The 14,957-nt window shown below is 67.8% G+C and carries 15 protein-coding genes and 1 pseudogene; 15 read left to right on the top strand and 1 reads right to left on the bottom strand.

Annotation, left to right across the window (positions count from 1 at the left end):
• Nucleotides 1–31 precede the first annotated feature (31 nt).
• The 5 genes and pseudogenes from OH686_RS04705 (at nt 32) to OH686_RS04685 (ending at nt 6,173) form a co-directional block, all read left to right on the top strand.
• On the top strand, nt 32–2,314 hold the full coding sequence (locus tag OH686_RS04705; RefSeq protein WP_289536470.1) for a beta-agarase: 2,283 nt from the start codon (nt 32–34) through the stop codon (nt 2,312–2,314).
• 151 nt (nt 2,315–2,465) lie between these two features.
• Nucleotides 2,466–3,611, top strand: a complete 1,146-nt coding sequence (locus OH686_RS04700; protein WP_289536468.1) for a serine hydrolase domain-containing protein — start codon at nt 2,466–2,468, stop codon at nt 3,609–3,611.
• A pseudogene (locus tag OH686_RS04695) lies at nt 3,602–4,318 on the top strand (OmpA family protein); the annotation flags it as partial. The gene OH686_RS04700 and the pseudogene OH686_RS04695, both read left to right, overlap by 10 nt.
• A 63-nt stretch (nt 4,319–4,381) precedes the next feature.
• Nucleotides 4,382–5,029 carry a pyridoxamine 5'-phosphate oxidase gene (gene pdxH, locus OH686_RS04690; RefSeq protein WP_289536467.1) on the top strand — a complete coding sequence of 216 codons (648 nt, stop codon included), beginning with the start codon at nt 4,382–4,384 and terminating at the stop codon, nt 5,027–5,029.
• 7 nt (nt 5,030–5,036) lie between these two features.
• Nucleotides 5,037–6,173 carry a glycerate kinase gene (locus OH686_RS04685; protein WP_289536466.1) on the top strand — a complete coding sequence of 379 codons (1,137 nt, stop codon included), beginning with the start codon at nt 5,037–5,039 and terminating at the stop codon, nt 6,171–6,173.
• Here the strand turns inward: OH686_RS04685 and OH686_RS04680 are convergent.
• Complete coding sequence (locus OH686_RS04680; protein ID WP_137972481.1) at nt 6,170–6,412, bottom strand: hypothetical protein; 243 nt, start codon at nt 6,410–6,412, stop codon at nt 6,170–6,172. The genes OH686_RS04685 and OH686_RS04680 overlap by 4 nt on opposite strands.
• Nucleotides 6,413–6,561: 149 nt before the next feature.
• On the opposite strand from OH686_RS04680, the gene OH686_RS04675 reads away from it, so the two are divergent.
• The 10 genes from OH686_RS04675 to OH686_RS04630 all read left to right on the top strand — a co-directional run bounded on the left by OH686_RS04675 (nt 6,562) and on the right by OH686_RS04630 (nt 14,957).
• Nucleotides 6,562–7,026: an outer membrane lipoprotein gene (locus OH686_RS04675; RefSeq protein ID WP_289536464.1), complete on the top strand. Its 465-nt coding sequence runs from the start codon at nt 6,562–6,564 to the stop codon at nt 7,024–7,026.
• A gap of 65 nt (nt 7,027–7,091) precedes the next feature.
• On the top strand, nt 7,092–7,412 hold the full coding sequence (locus OH686_RS04670; protein WP_289536463.1) for a DUF2834 domain-containing protein: 321 nt from the start codon (nt 7,092–7,094) through the stop codon (nt 7,410–7,412).
• A 139-nt stretch (nt 7,413–7,551) separates the two neighbouring features.
• Nucleotides 7,552–8,046: a thioesterase family protein gene (locus OH686_RS04665; protein ID WP_289536462.1), complete on the top strand. Its 495-nt coding sequence runs from the start codon at nt 7,552–7,554 to the stop codon at nt 8,044–8,046.
• Between the two features lie 210 nt (nt 8,047–8,256).
• A complete protein-coding gene (locus OH686_RS04660) occupies nt 8,257–11,058 on the top strand; it encodes a monovalent cation/H+ antiporter subunit A (protein WP_289536460.1) in 2,802 nt (933 codons plus the stop codon).
• Nucleotides 11,058–11,405 (top strand): Na+/H+ antiporter subunit C, encoded by a 348-nt coding sequence (locus OH686_RS04655; RefSeq protein WP_289536459.1) that lies wholly within the window; start codon nt 11,058–11,060, stop codon nt 11,403–11,405. Before OH686_RS04660 ends, OH686_RS04655 begins: the two co-directional genes overlap by 1 nt.
• Entirely contained in the window at nt 11,402–12,889 is a 1,488-nt protein-coding gene (locus OH686_RS04650; protein ID WP_289536457.1) for a monovalent cation/H+ antiporter subunit D, read from the top strand. Before OH686_RS04655 ends, OH686_RS04650 begins: the two co-directional genes overlap by 4 nt.
• Nucleotides 12,886–13,383, top strand: a complete 498-nt coding sequence (locus OH686_RS04645; RefSeq protein WP_289536456.1) for a Na+/H+ antiporter subunit E — start codon at nt 12,886–12,888, stop codon at nt 13,381–13,383. The genes OH686_RS04650 and OH686_RS04645 overlap by 4 nt, the downstream gene beginning before the upstream one ends.
• Nucleotides 13,368–13,637, top strand: coding sequence for a K+/H+ antiporter subunit F (locus OH686_RS04640; protein WP_137972488.1), 270 nt, complete (start codon nt 13,368–13,370; stop codon nt 13,635–13,637). The genes OH686_RS04645 and OH686_RS04640 overlap by 16 nt, the downstream gene beginning before the upstream one ends.
• Nucleotides 13,634–13,966: a Na+/H+ antiporter subunit G gene (locus OH686_RS04635; RefSeq protein ID WP_289536455.1), complete on the top strand. Its 333-nt coding sequence runs from the start codon at nt 13,634–13,636 to the stop codon at nt 13,964–13,966. Before OH686_RS04640 ends, OH686_RS04635 begins: the two co-directional genes overlap by 4 nt.
• An 85-nt stretch (nt 13,967–14,051) precedes the next feature.
• Complete coding sequence (locus tag OH686_RS04630) at nt 14,052–14,957, top strand: DMT family transporter (protein WP_289536454.1); 906 nt, start codon at nt 14,052–14,054, stop codon at nt 14,955–14,957.

The raw sequence follows: 14,957 nt of genomic DNA, 5'->3' as shown, positions 1-14,957 counted from the left end.
CTACTTGGCAATCTTCCGGAGTACCAGTTCGATGATTCGCCGTTATCTCCCCCTCGTTCTCGCCCTCCATCTCGCAGCGCCCGCTGTGGCCGCTCCCGAGGGCCAGCAGACCCTGTTCAGTTTCATCAAGCCCACCGACGTGGTGAAGGTCGAGAGCCAGGCCGCCAGCTTTCCCGAGCTGACCGCCGAGCCCACCGCCGAAGGCGAGGTGCTGCGCCGCTTTACCTTCAATGTCGGCGATAACCCCAGCCTGCGCCTGAGCCCGCAGAGCGGCGACTGGGACTGGTCCCAGGCCGGCGCCATGAGCCTGCGCCTGCAGAGCGCGATGGACTGGGCCATCACCCTGGACGTACGCATCGAGAGCCGTGACGGCAAGGTGCTGACCAGCCGCATCGCCCTGCCGGCCGGCCCGGCGCAGACCCTGCTGGTGCCGCTTGCCGCCACCTCGCCGCGTGCCCAAGGCATGCGCGCCGGCCCGCCCATGCCGGTCACCGTCGACGGTCAGCGCGTGCTGCTGGCGGAAACCGTGGAGGGCGAGCTGAACCCGGCCCAGGTCAGCGCCGTGGTGCTGAGCATGAGCAAGCCGAACGCGCCGCAGAGCATTCTCCTCAGCCGCTTCGGCGTGCAGTCGGCCGCCGCCGCGCAGCAGGCCATCTATAACGGCATGGTCGACGAGTGGGGCCAGTACAGCCGCGGCCAGTGGCCGGAGAAGATCGGCAAGGACCAGCAGCTGCGCGATGCCGCCGCCCGCGAAGGCGAGCAGCTCAAGGCCTGGCTGGCCGAGCGCCCCCAGCAGGACAAGTTCGGCGGCTGGCTGAACGGCCCGAGCTTCGAGGCCAAGGGCTTCTTCCGCACCGAGAAGCGCGACGGCCGCTGGTACCTGGTGACTCCCGAGGGGCATCCGTTCTATTCGCTGGGCGTCAACGCGGTCAGCGCCTGGCAGAGCCAGACCTACGTGGAAGGCCGCGAGAGCATGTTCGCCGCGCTGCCCAAGGACGGCGAGCCGCTGGCCGCCTACTATGGCAAGCGTGACAGCCGCAGCAACAGCGGCGCCAGCCGCGGCCGCGCCTTCGACCACGGCCGCTGGTACGACTTCTACCGTGCCAACCTGCAACGCACCCATGCCGAACCCTGCGCCACCGCCCAGCCGCCGCTGGCCGCCACGCCGGCGCCGGCCGAGCTGGCGCCGTGCCCGGCAGCGGGCTTCGACGCCGACCGCTGGACCCAGCACACCCTCGACCGCCTGCAGGCCTGGGGCTTCAACAGCCTGGGCAACTGGAGCGACGACACCCTGGGCAAGACCCAGCGCATGCCGTACAGCATCCCGCTGTCGATCTCCGGTGACTACGCCATCATCAGCACCGGCCACGACTGGTGGGGCGGCATGCCCGATCCGTTCGACCCGCGCTTCGCCATGGCCGCCGAGCGCGCCATCGCCATCGCCACCCGCGATCGCCGTGACGACCCCTGGCTGCTCGGCTTCTTTGCCGACAACGAGCTGGCCTGGGCCGCGCCGGGCGACGATCCCAAGGCCCGCTACGCCCTGGCCTACGGCACCCTGCGCCTGACCACCGACGTGCCGGCCAAGCGCGCCTTCCTCAAGCAGCTGCGCGACAAGTACCGCAACCAGAACGGCCTGTCCAAGGCCTGGGGCATCGAGCTCAAGGCCTGGGAGCTGATGGAGGACCCGGGCTTCGAGCCGCCGCTGCCGAGCGCCGAGTTCCCGCAGATCGAGAAAGACCTGCAGGCCTTCCAGCGCCTGTTCGCCACCACCTACTTCAAGACCATCGCCGATTCGCTGAAGTGGCATTCGCCCAACCACATGCTGCTCGGCGGCCGCTTCGCCATCGCCACCCCCGAGGCGGTCGAAGCCTGCGCCGAGTACTGCGACGTGCTCAGCTTCAACTTCTACGTGAACGAGCCGCAGCACGGCTACGACTTCGCCACCCTGCGCGCGCTGGACAAGCCGGTGCTGGTCAGCGAGTTCCACTTCGGCTCGCGCGACCGCGGTCCGTTCTGGGGCGGCGTGGCCGAGACCTACAAGGAAGAGGAGCGCGGCCCGGCCTACGCCAACTTCCTGGCCAAGGCCCTGGAAGAGCCGTCGATCGTCGGCGTGCACTGGTTCCAGTACCTGGATCAGCCGGTCAGCGGTCGCCTGCTCGACGGCGAGAACGGCCACTTCGGCCTGGTTGCCATCACCGACCGCCCCTGGCAGGGCTTCGTCGAGGCGGTGCGCAAGGCCAACCTCAAGGCGCCAGCCGCGCTGCTGCCCAAGACCGCGCCGGCCAAGGCCGCGGAACCCGCCAAGCCCTGATTTTCCTCGCTTGCAGTCCAACCCGGAGCGCCTCGCGCGTTCCGGGGCTGCGGACCGTTGGTCCGACGAAGTGACTTGAGCAAAGCGCCAGGATTCACAGGAGTAGCCGGGACTGGAACAATGCCGGCCATTCTGACCGAGGAGTATCAGGTTGCAGATTCAGGGCCATTTCGACCTGCGCTTCGAAGCGCTGAAAGATGCCTTCGTCGAACTGTTCGACGATCCCCAGGAACGTGGCGCCGCGTTATGCGTGCAGATCGGCGGCGAAACCGTCGTCGATATCTGGGCCGGCACGGTCGACAAGGACGGTGCCGAGGCCTGGCACAGCGACACCATCCTCAACCTGTTCTCCTGCACCAAGACCTTCGCCGCCGTCGCCGCCCTGCAGCTGGTGGAGCAGGGCAAGCTGGAGCTGGATGCTCCCGTGGCGCGCTGGTGGCCCGAGTTCGCCGCCGCCGGCAAGGAGCGCGTGACCCTGCGTCAGCTGCTCAGCCACCGCGCCGGCCTGCCGGCCCTGCATGCACCGCTGCCGGCCGAGGCACTCTACGACTGGCCGCAGATGACCGCCGCCCTGGCCGCCGAACGCCCCTGGTGGACACCGGGCGATGCCCACGGCTACTCGCCGATCACCTACGGCTGGCTGGTGGGCGAACTGCTGCGCCGCGCCGACGGTCGCGGGCCCGGCGAGTCCATCGTCGCCCGCATCGCCGAGCCGCTGGGCCTGGATTTCCATGTCGGCCTGGCCGAAGACCAGTTTCCCCGCGTCTCCCATATCGCCCGCAAGAAGGGCGACATGGGCGATGCCGCCGCCCAGCGCCTGCTCAAGTGCATGATGAACGAGCCGGCCTCGCTGACCACCCGCGCCTTCACCAATCCGCCGTCTATTCTCACCAGTACCAACAAGCCGGAATGGCGGCGCATGCAGCAGCCGGCGGCCAATGGCCACGGCAATGCCCGGGCCCTGGCCGGCTTCTACGCGGCGCTGCTGGACGGCCGCCTGCTTGAGCCGGAGCTGCTTGGCGAGATGACCCGCGAACACTCCAGCGGCGAAGACCGCACACTACTCACCCAGACCCGCTTGGGCCTGGGCTGCATGCTCGACCAGCCGGAGGTGGCCAACGCCACCTACGGCCTCGGCCGCACGGCCTTCGGCCACCCCGGAGCGGGTGGTTCGGTGGGCTTCGCGGACCCGGAACGCGAGATCGCCTTCGGTTTCGTCACCAACAGTCTCGGACCTTACGTACTCATGGACCCGCGCGCGCAGAGACTGGCGCGAACGCTGGGCCAATGCCTGTAACTTGCCTGGGGGAAGATCTAACCATGCACAAGAAATCACTCGTCCTGCTCTGCTGCCTGAGCCTCGCCGCCTGCGCCAACTCCGACAAGAAGGAGGAGGGCGGCAGTAGCTGGTGGTCCTTCGGCGGCAGCGACAAGCCGGCGGCGGCCGCCAAGAAGGCCCCGCCGAAGATCGATCACGAAGTCACCAACGCCTGGCTGGACGAGTACGAGCCGCGCCTGAAGGTCGCCCTGAGCGGCAGCAAGATGGAGCTGGAGCGCCGCGAGAACGTGCTGGTGGTCACCGCCCCGGTGGACAGTTCGTTCAACCCGGATCGCCCGAGCATGCTGATGCCGGCCGTGCTCGGTCCGTTCACCAAGGTCGCCAAGATCTTGGAGAAGGACCCGCGTACCGGCGTGCTGATCCTCGGCCATGCCGACAGCCGCGGCCAGCTGGACGCCAACTTCAAGCTGAGCGAGGACCGCGCCAAGGCCGTGGCCTCGATCTTCCGCCTCAGCGGCCTGCAGCGTGATCGCCTGCTGCTCAAGGGCGTCGGCTCGGACATGCCGCGCGCCGCCAACGACAGCAACGCCGGCCGTGCCCTGAATCGCCGGGTGGAAATCGTCCTGACCGCGAAGCCGACTCTGGTCGCGCTGCTGGCCAAGTACAACCAGCCGGCGCCGGTGGCGGCCATGCCGGTGGCCCAGGTTGCCGCAGATCAAAAGAAAAAGGACAAGGCGCAGTAAGCTGACGCTTCACTGTCCGAGGAAGCCAGCATGGCGGAGAACCGCATGTCCCAGTCCCTTGCCGATATGCGTCGCGACTATACCCGCGACGGCCTCAGCGAAGCGGAGGCGCCGGGCGAGCCCTTCGCCCTGTTCCGCCGCTGGTTCGACGATGCGGTGAAGACCGAGCAGCTGCCGGTTGAGCCCAATGCCATGACCCTGGCCACAGTGGACGGCGAAGGCCGTCCGCACTGCCGGGTATTGCTGCTCAAGGGCCTCGACGAGCGTGGCTTCACCTTCTTCAGCAACTACCACAGCGCCAAGGGCGAGCAGCTGGCGGCGCGTCCGTTCGCCGCCATGACCTTCTTCTGGCCGAGCCTGGAGCGCCAGGTGCGCATCGAAGGACGGGTGGAGAAGGTCTCGGCAGCCGAATCCGATGCCTACTTCCAGGTCCGCCCGCTGGGCAGCCGCCTGGGGGCATGGGCCTCGCCGCAGAGCCGGGTGATCCGCGACCGCGACGAGCTGCAGCAACTGCTCGCCGACACCGAGCAGCGCTTCCTCGACCGCGCCCCGGACTGCCCGCCGCACTGGGGCGGCTATCGCCTGCTGCCCGAGCGCATCGAGTTCTGGCAGGGCCGCTCCAGCCGCCTGCACGACCGCCTCAACTACCGCCTGCAGGACGACGCCTGGCTGCGCGAACGCCTGGCACCCTGACCCGCCGATGAAGCTGGTCATCGCCCCCGACTCGTTCAAGGAGAGCCTCTCCGCGCCCGAGGTGGCGGCGGCCATCGCCCGTGGCTGGCGCCAGGTCTTTCCCAACGCCGAGATCCTCCTGCGGCCCATGGCCGATGGCGGCGAGGGCACGGTCGACGCGGTCCTGGCCGCCGTGGGTGGCGAGCGCCGCGAGCAGATAGTCCGTGGTCCGCTGGGCGAGCCGGTAACGGCTCCCTGGGGCTGGCTCGGCGACGGCACCGCGGTGCTGGAGATGGCCGCGGCCAGCGGCCTGCACCTGGTGCCCAGCGAACGCCGCGATGCCACCCTCACCAGCAGCCAGGGCACCGGCGAGCTGATCCGCGCGGCGCTGGACGCCGGCGCCCAACGCATCATTCTCGGTCTAGGCGGCAGCGCCACCAACGACGGTGGCGCCGGCTTGTTGCAGGCCCTCGGCATGCGCTTCCTCGACGCCGCCGGGTGCGAGTTGCCGCCCGGTGGCGCGGCGCTGGCGCAGCTGGCGCGCATCGATGCCAGTGGCCTGGACCCGCGTCTGGCGCAGGTGCGGATAGAAATCGCCGCCGATGTCGACAACCCGCTGTGCGGCCCGCGCGGCGCGTCCCGGGTATTCGGCCCGCAGAAGGGTGCCAGTCTCCAGCAAGTCGAATTGCTGGACGCCGCCCTGAGTCATTACGCCGATGTGGTTGCGGCGACACTGGGTGAGGATCATCGAACGCTGCCCGGCGTCGGCGCCGCCGGCGGCCTGGGCTTCGCCGCCAAGGCTTTTCTGCGCGCCGGTTTTCGCCCCGGTGTCGAGCTGGTGGCCGAGTTGTCCGGCCTGGCCGAGGCGCTGCACGGCGCCGATCTGCTGATCACCGGCGAGGGGCGCCTGGATGCGCAGAGCCTGCACGGCAAGACGCCGGTCGGCGTGGCGCGTATCGCCCGTGCCGCCGGTGTGCCGGTGATCGCGTTGGCAGGTAGCCTGGGGGAGGGCTATCAGGCGCTGTATGAGGTGGGCATCGATGCGACGTTCAGCCTGAGCTCGGGGCCACAGAGCCTGGAACAGGCAATGGCCGCTGCCGAGGTCGAGTTGCAGGCGCGCGCCTGCGACCTGGCGCGAATATGGCGTCTGGCGAGGCGTAGCTAGTTATTGCGCTGCAGATAGTCGCGCGCCGCCTGGTGCAGCCAGTCTTCCAGTTGTCCGCGGCGTACGCCTCGAGAAGCGGCCTCGGCGAGACGCTCGAGCATGTAGCTCTGCATGGCCGGGTCGCCGGCGGCCATGGACAGGGCCAGGTCACGGTCCATCCAGCGGCGGATGCGCAGGTACAGCCAGCCATGGAAGACCAGGCCGGCTAGGGTGGCGATGGCAACGATGAAATAGTCCATGGCATGGCTCGCGAGGGTGAATCGCCATCCTGCGCCAGCCCGCCACGCCTGCAAATCTGACCCGATGTCGCACCCTGGCGCCAGACGGGCTGGTGACAGCCGCCTGGCGCCGCGGTCTAATGGACACTGCCTCATATGGAGAGAACCACATGCGTAATACCAAGCTGTTGACTGCCTCCCTCGTCGCCCTGACCCTCGCGCTGGGTGGCTGTGTCTCCAACCTCAGCGGCGACAGCTACAGCCGCGACGAGGCCCGCAAGGTGCAGACCGTGCGCCTGGGCACCATCGAGATGCTGCGCCCGGTGAAGATCGAAGGCACCAAGACTCCGATCGGCGCAGGTGCCGGTGCGGTGGTGGGCGGCGTAGGCGGCAGCGCCATCGGCGGTGGCCGCGGCTCGGTGGTGGCGGCGGTGATCGGTGCCGTGGCCGGCGGTCTGCTCGGTTCCATGACCGAGGAAGGCCTGACCCGCACCCAGGGCGTGGAAATCACCGTGCGTGAAGACGACGGCACCCTGCGCGCCTACGTGCAGCAGGTGCAGGAGAACGAGATCTTCCGCGTCGGCGAGCGTGTGCGCATCATGACCGTCGACGGCACCAGCCGCGTCGCACACTAAGCGTTACCCAGGGCCCGGCATTTGCCGGGCTTTTCTTTGTCCACTTCTTCGACCAGGGAAGGCTCATGAAGAAGATCGCTCTGCCGCTGGCGGTACTGATCGCGTTTTCGGCCTATACGGCCTTCGTCATGCTGCAGGCCGACCAGTCGCTTCTGCAGTTCGGCCTGCAGCTCGTGTCCCGCCTGGATACCGCCCAGGTGGTGATCGATCTCTACATTCTCGCGACGCTGGCCTGCGTCTGGATGTACCGGGACAACCAGGCGCGGCATAAGCCGTTCGCTGCCATCGCTCCCTATCTTCTGCTCACGCTCGTGTTCGTATCCATCGGCCCTCTGTTGTATCTGGTGGTCAGAGGCGTGGCCACACCGGCGGCTACCCATGAGTGAAGCTCGTCGATTACCGGGAGTTATTGCGCTTTATCAGCGCCATGCCCGGGGATTGCGGCGGGCAAGCACGCGACGGTATTGATGTTCCCCTCATTGGGAGCCTGATCTGCCGGGCTCCAGGGCTGAAAGGGAACTGCCAATGTCCGGTCTGCTGCGAAATCTTATCGCCTTTTTTATCGGCCTGTGCGGCTACGCCAGCCGGGCGACCACCGATACCGTCGAAACGCGCTTCTGGGTCACGCCCTTCGACTCGGGTGTGCGCGTGCTCAAGAGCGACAAGTACCTGCAGTACGCCGAGACCGCGCAGCTAGACTACCTGCTCAAGGTCGGGTGCTTCTTCGCCGTGCTGCGTGGCGGTGCCGGTTTCGTCAACCTGGCTCAGCAGGTACGCTTTCTGCGTCCCATCGCCTTGTTCAGCCGGGTGAGCGTGGAGACTCGGCTGCTGTATGCCGATGACAGGTGCGCGTATTTCCAGCATGCGCTGCATGCGCGGGGCAACCTGGCGGCGGAGGTGCTGGTGAAGATGAAGTTCAAGAGGGCCGGCCGCACCCTGGCGCCTGCGACCTTCCTGGCGTTCAGCTTCGACGCCATGCCCGACTCCGTGCGCAGCTGGGAAACTGCACTGCAGGGATGAGCGGCGCTGGATTCAAGCTGTCCACTATCTGATCTATCCTCGCTGCTGAGCGGAAAGCTCTGTGCATAATGTAATAATTTATCCATGGCTTAGTTCTGATAGTTATGGATAATCGCGGCACGCCCTTCGCAAACAGAGGCCCGGCCGCGCGAGGAACAGAGTAGATTTGCCCGATCCGCCAGCCGGACCGGGCCTGGACAGGGGAGATTCATGGAGCTGCTGCTCATCGTCGGACTGCCGTTTCTCGGCGCCTTCCTTCCCGTCCTGTTCGAGCGTCATGGCCGCCTCGCGTGCAGCCTGGCCACCGCTGTGGCGCCGCTGCTGGGCCTGGGCATCCTGCTGTGGCTGGCACCGCGGGTATTCGCCGGCGAGCTGTTGCTGGTGTCGCAACCTTGGTTGAGCCAGATCGGTTTCAACCTGTCCCTGCGCCTGGATGGCCTGGCCTTCCTGTTCGCCCTGCTGATCCTCGGCATCGGCCTGCTGGTGATCCTCTACGCCCGCTACTACCTGTCCGAGCGCGAGGCCATCGGCCGCTTCTTCAGCTACTTGCTGCTGTTCATGGGCGCCATGCTCGGCGTAGTGCTGTCGGAAAACCTGCTGCTGATGCTGACCTTCTGGGAGCTGACCAGCCTGTCGTCGTTCCTGCTGATCGGCTTCTGGAGCAAGCGCAGCGATGCCCGCAAGGGCGCACGCATGGCCCTGGCGGTGACCGGGGGAGGAGGGCTGGCGCTGCTCGCCGGCATCCTGCTGATCGGCCATATTGTCGGCAGCTTCGAGCTCAGCGTGGTGCTGGCCTCGGCCGAGCTGATCCACGCCCACGCCCTTTACCCGGTGGCACTGGTGCTGGTGTTGCTTGGCGCCTTCACCAAGTCGGCGCAGTTCCCCTTCCACTTCTGGCTGCCCCACGCGATGGCGGCGCCCACCCCGGTGTCGGCCTATCTGCACTCGGCGACCATGGTCAAGGCCGGGGTATTCCTGCTGGCACGTCTGTATCCGGCGCTGGCCGGCTCGGATCTGTGGTTCTACCTGGTCGGCCTCACCGGCCTGGCGACCCTGCTGCTCGGCGCGGTGATGGCGCTGTTCCAGCACGATCTGAAGGGCCTGCTGGCGTACTCGACCATCAGCCACCTGGGCCTGATCGTGCTGCTGCTGGGCATGGACTCGCAGCTGTCCAACGTCGCCGCGGTGTTCCATATCATCAACCACGCCACCTTCAAGGCCTCGCTGTTCATGGCCGCCGGCATCATCGACCACGAGACCGGCAGCCGCGACATGCGCCGCATCAACGGCATGTGGAAGTACATGCCGCATACCGCCGTGCTGGCCATGGTGGCGTCCTCGGCGATGGCCGGGGTGCCGCTGCTCAACGGCTTCCTGAGCAAGGAAATGTTCTTCGGCGAGACCCTGCAACAGGCGCTGCAGGGCAACTACTTCAACTGGCTGATCCCGCCGCTGGCGACCCTGGCCGCGGTGTTCTCGGTGGCCTATTCGCTGCGCTTCATCCACGACGTGTTCTTCAACGGCGAACCGATCAACCTGCCCAAGTTCCCGCCTCACGAACCGCCGCGCTACATGAAGATTCCGGTGGAGATCCTGGTGTTCCTCTGCCTGCTGGTGGGCATGCTGCCGGGCTACACGGTGGCGCCGCTGCTGGCAGTGGCGGCGCAGGCCAGCCTGGGCGGGGCGCTGCCGGCCTATGACCTGGCGATCTGGCACGGCTTCAACCTGCCATTGGCGATGAGCTGTCTGGCGCTGGTCGGCGGCATCCTCGTCTATGTCGGGCGCAAGCCGCTGTTCCGCGCCTACGAAAGCCTGCCGGAGGTGGATGCCAAAGAGGTGTTCGAGCAACAGGTCCAGCGCCTGGTGGCCCTGGCCGGCTGGATCACCTCGCGCCTGGAGAACGGCTCGCTGCAACGCTATCTGGCGTTGCTGCTGGGCAGCGCCCTGGTGCTGGTCGGCGTGGCCCTGGCGCCGCTGCCGCAGCTGACCGGCGAGCGCGGCCTCAGCCCGCTCGACGGTTTCACCGCCCTGGGCATGCTGGTGCTGGCGGCCAGCGGCTTGCTCACCGCGATCTTCCATCGCCAGCGCCTGGTGGCGCTGCTGATCCTCGGTGTCGGCGGCATGCTGGTGGCCCTGGCCTTCGCCCGTTTCTCCGCACCGGACCTGGCGCAGACCCAACTGGTGGTGGAGGTGGTGACCATCATCCTGCTGATGCTGGCGCTCTATTACCTGCCGTCGCGCACGCCCGGCGAGAGTTCGCTGCCGCGCATCCTGCGCGACCTGCTGCTGGCCGGCGGTTGTGGCGCACTGGTGGCGGTGCTGGCCTACGCGGTACTGACCCGCCCCTACGACACCGGCATCGCCGAGTTCTTCCTGGCCAACAGCATCAGCGGCGGTGGCGGCACCAACGTGGTCAACGTGATCCTGGTGGACTTCCGCGGCTTCGATACCCTGGGCGAGATCACCGTGCTGGCCATCGCCGCCGTCGGTATCTTCGCCATGCTCGACGGCCTGCGCCTGACCCATCCGACCTGCGATCCCCAGGGCCGGCGCTGGGCCTGGGCGAAGAACCCGCTGATCCTGATGACCCTGTCGCGCCTGCTGCTGCCGCTGGCGTTGCTGATCTCGGTGTTCATCTTCCTGCGTGGCCACAACCTGCCGGGCGGCGGCTTCATCGCCGGGCTGATCACCGCTGTGGCCTTGGCCCTGCAGTACATCGCCAGCGGCGTGGTCTGGGTCGAGCAGCGCCTGCCGCTGAACTACCAGCGCATGGCCGGCGCCGGCGTGCTGATCGCCGCGCTTACCGGGCTCGGCAGCTGGGTGTTCGGCCGGCCCTTCCTGACGTCCGCCTTCGGCCACTTCGAGCTGCCGCTGGTGGGTGAGTTCGAGCTGGCCACCGCCATGCTGTTCGACCTCGGCGTGTACCTCACCGTGGTCGGCGCCACCCAGATGGTGCTGGTCAACCTGGGCAAGCTCAGCCTGTCCCCACCCGCGAGCAAGGAGATCCACTGATGGAAGCGCTGTTCGCCGCAACCCTCGGCCTGCTCACCGCCAGCGGCGTGTACCTGCTGCTGCGCGCGCGTACCTTCGCCGTGGTGCTGGGCCTGACCCTGCTGTCCTACGCGGTCAACCTGTTCCTGTTCTCCATGGGCCGCCTAAGTGGCGACGTAGCGGTGCTGGGGCAGGGCGGCAACCCGGCCGACCCGCTGCCCCAGGCGCTGGTGTTGACCGCCATCGTCATCGGCTTCGCCATGACCGCCTTCGTCGTGGTCCTGGCCCTGCGCGGCGTGGCCAACCTGGGTAATGACCATGTGGACGGTAAGCCGGACGGCCAGTCGGACCGGGAGCGGGCGTCGTGAATCACTTGATCATCCTGCCGATCCTGATCCCCCTGCTGGTCGGCGCGCTGCTGCTGGTGCTGCCGTCGCTGGAGCGCCTCAAGCGCACCCTGTCGCTGCTCGCCACCCTGGCCCTGTTGCCGCTGGCCGTGGCCCTGCTGCTGCAGGCCGACGATGGCCGCCTGCACGTCTATGCCCTGGGCGACTGGCAGCCACCGTTCGGCATCGTCCTGCTGCTCGACCGGCTCAGCGCCCTGTTGCTGCTGGCCGTCGCCGTGCTGGCCAGCGCCGTGGTGCTCTACGCCCTGCGTGGCGATGATCGCCGCGGCCCGCGTTTCCACGCCCTGCTGCAGTTCCAGCTGCTGGGCATCAATGGCGCCTTCCTTACCGGCGACCTGTTCAACCTGTTCGTGTTCTTCGAGGTCCTGTTGATCGCCTCCTACGCGCTGCTACTGTACGGCCGCAGCGCCGAGCGGGTGAGGGCGGGGCTGCACTACGTGATCCTCAATCTGGTCGGCTCGGCGCTGTTCCTCATCGCCCTGGGCCTGATCTACGGGGTCAGCGGTACCCTGAACATGGCCGACCTGTCCCGGCGGGTCGCCACGGCCAGCGGTGACAGCGTGCCGCTGCTGGCCGCCGCCGGCCTGCTGCTGATACTGGTGTTCGCCCTCAAGGCGGCGCTGTTGCCGCTGTCCTTCTGGCTGCCGCGTGCCTATGCCGCGGCCAGTGCACCGGTGGCGGCACTGTTCGCGATCATGACCAAGGTCGGCATCTACGCCATCCTGCGGGTCTGCACCCTGGTATTCGGCAGCGGTGGCGGCGAGCTGGCCAATCTGGTCCAGCCCTGGCTATGGCCGCTGGCCCTGGCCACCTTGGCGTTTGGTGCGCTGGGCGCCCTGGCCGCGCGCAACCTGCAAACGCTGCTGGCCTACCTGGTGCTGGTGTCCGCCGGCACGCTGCTGGCGGCGGTGGCCATCGGCACGCCCGAGGCCATTGCGGCGGCGCTGTTCTACCTGCTGCACAGCACCTGGGTGGCCGGCGGCCTGTTCCTGCTCGCCGACCTGATCGTCCGCCAGCGCGGCAGGCATGGTGGCGAACTGGTGCAGGGTGCGGCGCTGGAGAATCCCCATCTGCTCGGCGCGCTGTTTTTCTTCGGCGCCGTGGCGGTGATCGGCCTGCCGCCGCTGTCCGGTTTCCTCGGCAAGCTGCTGTTGCTCCAGGCCGCACCGTCGGCAGCGCTGTGGGCGGTGGTGCTGCTCGGTGGCTTCGCCGCGCTGGTGGCCTTCAGCCGCGCCGGCAGTACCCTGTTCTGGCGGGTCGGCACCAGCACCCTGGACAGCGCCGAGCTGGACCGCGGCCGCCTGGCGGCCTGTGTGCTGCTGCTTGCCAGCAGCCTGGGATTGGTGGCCCTGGCTGCGCCGCTGCTGGACTACAGCCGCGCCGCCGGTGCCCAACTGCACGACCTTGCGCCGTACCGGGCGCTGATCGGGGAGGTCCGGCCATGAAACGACTGCTGCCGCACCCGGCGCAGAGCCTGTTGCTGCTGCTGACCTGGATGCTGCTGGTGGACACTTTCGCCTTCGGCCAGTGGCTGCTGGGCGGCGTGCTGGCCGTGCTGATCCCGCTGGCCTGCAACCGCCTGCTGGTGGAGCACCCGCCGCACTGGAAGCCGCTCAAGCTGCTGCGCTTCCTGCTGATGGTGATGGGCGACATCCTGGTCGCCAACTTCCAGGTGGCGCGCCTGACCCTGGGGCGCGTGCGCGAGCTGCGTCCGGCCTTCGTCGAGGTGCCGATCGACCTGGACAACGAGCTGGCCATCAGCGTGCTGGTCAGCGTGGTGTCGCTGACCCCCGGCTCGCTGGCCGCCGACCTCAGCCTGGATCGGCGCAACCTGTTGGTGCATGGCCTCGACGTGCCGGATGCGCAGGCGATGATCGACGAGATCAAGCAGCGTTACGAGGCGCCGCTGAAGGAGATATTCCCATGCTCGGCTACGTGATCCCGGTCTGCCTGGCCATGCTCGCCGCGGCTTTGCTGCTGGCCGCCGCGCGCCTGATCAAGGGCCCCAGTCTGCCGGATCGGGTGCTGGCGCTGGACACCCTGTACATCAACGCCATCGCCCTGATCATCCTCTACGGCATCTGGAAGGGCACCGAGCTGTTCTTCGAGATCGCCCTGCTGATCGCCGTGCTCGGCTTCGTCAGCACCGTGGCGGTGGCCAAGTACATGCTGCGCGGAGACATCATCGAATGAGCCTGTGGCTGGAAATCCTCATCTGCGCGCTGCTTCTGCTCGGCAGCGGCTTCGTCCTGATCGGTGCCATCGGCCTGTATCGCCTGCCGGACTTCTTCACCCGCCTGCACGGCCCGACCAAGGCCACCACCCTGGGTGTCGGCGGGATGGTGGTGGCCTCGCTGATCTTCTTCAGCGCCGGCGAGCGCACCCTGAGCTCTCACGAGCTGCTGATCAGCCTGTTCCTGTTCATCAGCGCCCCGGTCAGCGCCTACATGCTGGCCAAGGCGGCGGTGCTGCAGCAGCTGCCGCTGGAGCCAAGGACACGCGGCAAGCCCTGGGAGCAGTAAGGCGACACAGTTTCTCCTCGCCGCTGTGTCTGTCCGCCTCTGGGCCCGCCACCTACACTGAGTTTTTGACCCAGAGGTAGTGGTGATGGCCCCGCAGGGACGGTTGTTCGCGATGGCGTGCCTGGTGCTGGCCATGGCCCTGTGGGGCAGCTCCTTCATCGCCCTCAAGTTCGCCTTCGCCGAACTGCCGCCGATGTGGGTGATCTTCGGCCGCATGGCCCTGGGCAGCCTGGTGTTCCTGCTGGCCTGGCGCTGGCGTGGACGCCTCGACTACCGCCCCGGCGACTGGCGCTACCTGCTGGCCCTGGCGGCCTGCGAGCCCTGCCTGTACTTTATCTTCGAGGCTCTGGCGCTGCAGCACACCAGCGCCACCCAGGCCGGTATGATCACCGCGTTGCTGCCACTGCTGGTGGCCATGGGTGCGTTCCTGTTTCTGCATGAGCGCGTGGCCAGAAGCACCTGGGCCGGCTTTCTCCTGGCGGTGATCGGGGCGATCTGGCTGAGCGTGGCCAGCGAGGCGGACAGCCATGCGCCGGCGCCGCTGCTGGGCAACTTCTACGAATTCGTCGCCATGCTCTGCGCCACTTGCTACACGCTGCTGCTGAAGTTCCTCTCCGAGCGCTACTCGCCCTTCATCCTCACCGCCATGCAGGCGTTCATCGGTTCGCTGTTCTTCCTGCCGCTGGCGCTGGTCACCGAGCCGCTGCCGAGTCAGTTCGGCCTGCTCGGCATCGGTTCGGTGATCTACCTCGGCGTGGTGGTGACGGTCGGCGCCTACGGCCTGTACAACTTCGGCGTCAGCCGCCTGCCGGCCAGTCAGGCGTCCGGCTTCACCAACCTGCTGCCGGTGTTCACCCTGATCTTCGCCGCGCTGCTGCTGGGCGAGAGCCTGACACCGGCCCAGTACGCCGCCGCGGCCCTGGTGTTCGTCGGCGTGGCGCTGAGCCAGTGGCGCAGCGCCGCCCCAGCGCCCGTCGGCATTCTGGATTGA

This window comes from Pseudomonas sp. SO81 (genome assembly GCF_030374125.1).
In the GTDB taxonomy this organism is placed as follows: Bacteria; Pseudomonadota; Gammaproteobacteria; order Pseudomonadales; family Pseudomonadaceae; genus Aquipseudomonas.
Note: the sequence above shows the minus strand (reverse complement) of the source record. Positions and strands in the feature narration are given on the sequence as shown.

Excerpts from the sequence above, each read along its gene's own strand:
- OH686_RS04705 (WP_289536470.1), top strand. The coding sequence starts at position 32 with ATGATTCGCCGTTATCTCCCCCTCGTTCTCGCCCTCCATCTCGCAGCG.
- pdxH (WP_289536467.1), top strand. The coding sequence starts at position 4,382 with ATGTCCCAGTCCCTTGCCGATATGCGTCGCGACTATACCCGCGACGGC.
- OH686_RS04685 (WP_289536466.1), top strand. The coding sequence starts at position 5,037 with ATGAAGCTGGTCATCGCCCCCGACTCGTTCAAGGAGAGCCTCTCCGCG.
- OH686_RS04680 (WP_137972481.1), bottom strand. The coding sequence starts at position 6,412 with ATGGACTATTTCATCGTTGCCATCGCCACCCTAGCCGGCCTGGTCTTC.
- OH686_RS04675 (WP_289536464.1), top strand. The coding sequence starts at position 6,562 with ATGCGTAATACCAAGCTGTTGACTGCCTCCCTCGTCGCCCTGACCCTC.
- OH686_RS04670 (WP_289536463.1), top strand. The coding sequence starts at position 7,092 with ATGAAGAAGATCGCTCTGCCGCTGGCGGTACTGATCGCGTTTTCGGCC.
- OH686_RS04665 (WP_289536462.1), top strand. The coding sequence starts at position 7,552 with ATGTCCGGTCTGCTGCGAAATCTTATCGCCTTTTTTATCGGCCTGTGC.
- OH686_RS04660 (WP_289536460.1), top strand. The coding sequence starts at position 8,257 with ATGGAGCTGCTGCTCATCGTCGGACTGCCGTTTCTCGGCGCCTTCCTT.
- OH686_RS04655 (WP_289536459.1), top strand. The coding sequence starts at position 11,058 with ATGGAAGCGCTGTTCGCCGCAACCCTCGGCCTGCTCACCGCCAGCGGC.
- OH686_RS04645 (WP_289536456.1), top strand. The coding sequence starts at position 12,886 with ATGAAACGACTGCTGCCGCACCCGGCGCAGAGCCTGTTGCTGCTGCTG.
- OH686_RS04640 (WP_137972488.1), top strand. The coding sequence starts at position 13,368 with ATGCTCGGCTACGTGATCCCGGTCTGCCTGGCCATGCTCGCCGCGGCT.
- OH686_RS04635 (WP_289536455.1), top strand. The coding sequence starts at position 13,634 with ATGAGCCTGTGGCTGGAAATCCTCATCTGCGCGCTGCTTCTGCTCGGC.
- OH686_RS04630 (WP_289536454.1), top strand. The coding sequence starts at position 14,052 with ATGGCCCCGCAGGGACGGTTGTTCGCGATGGCGTGCCTGGTGCTGGCC.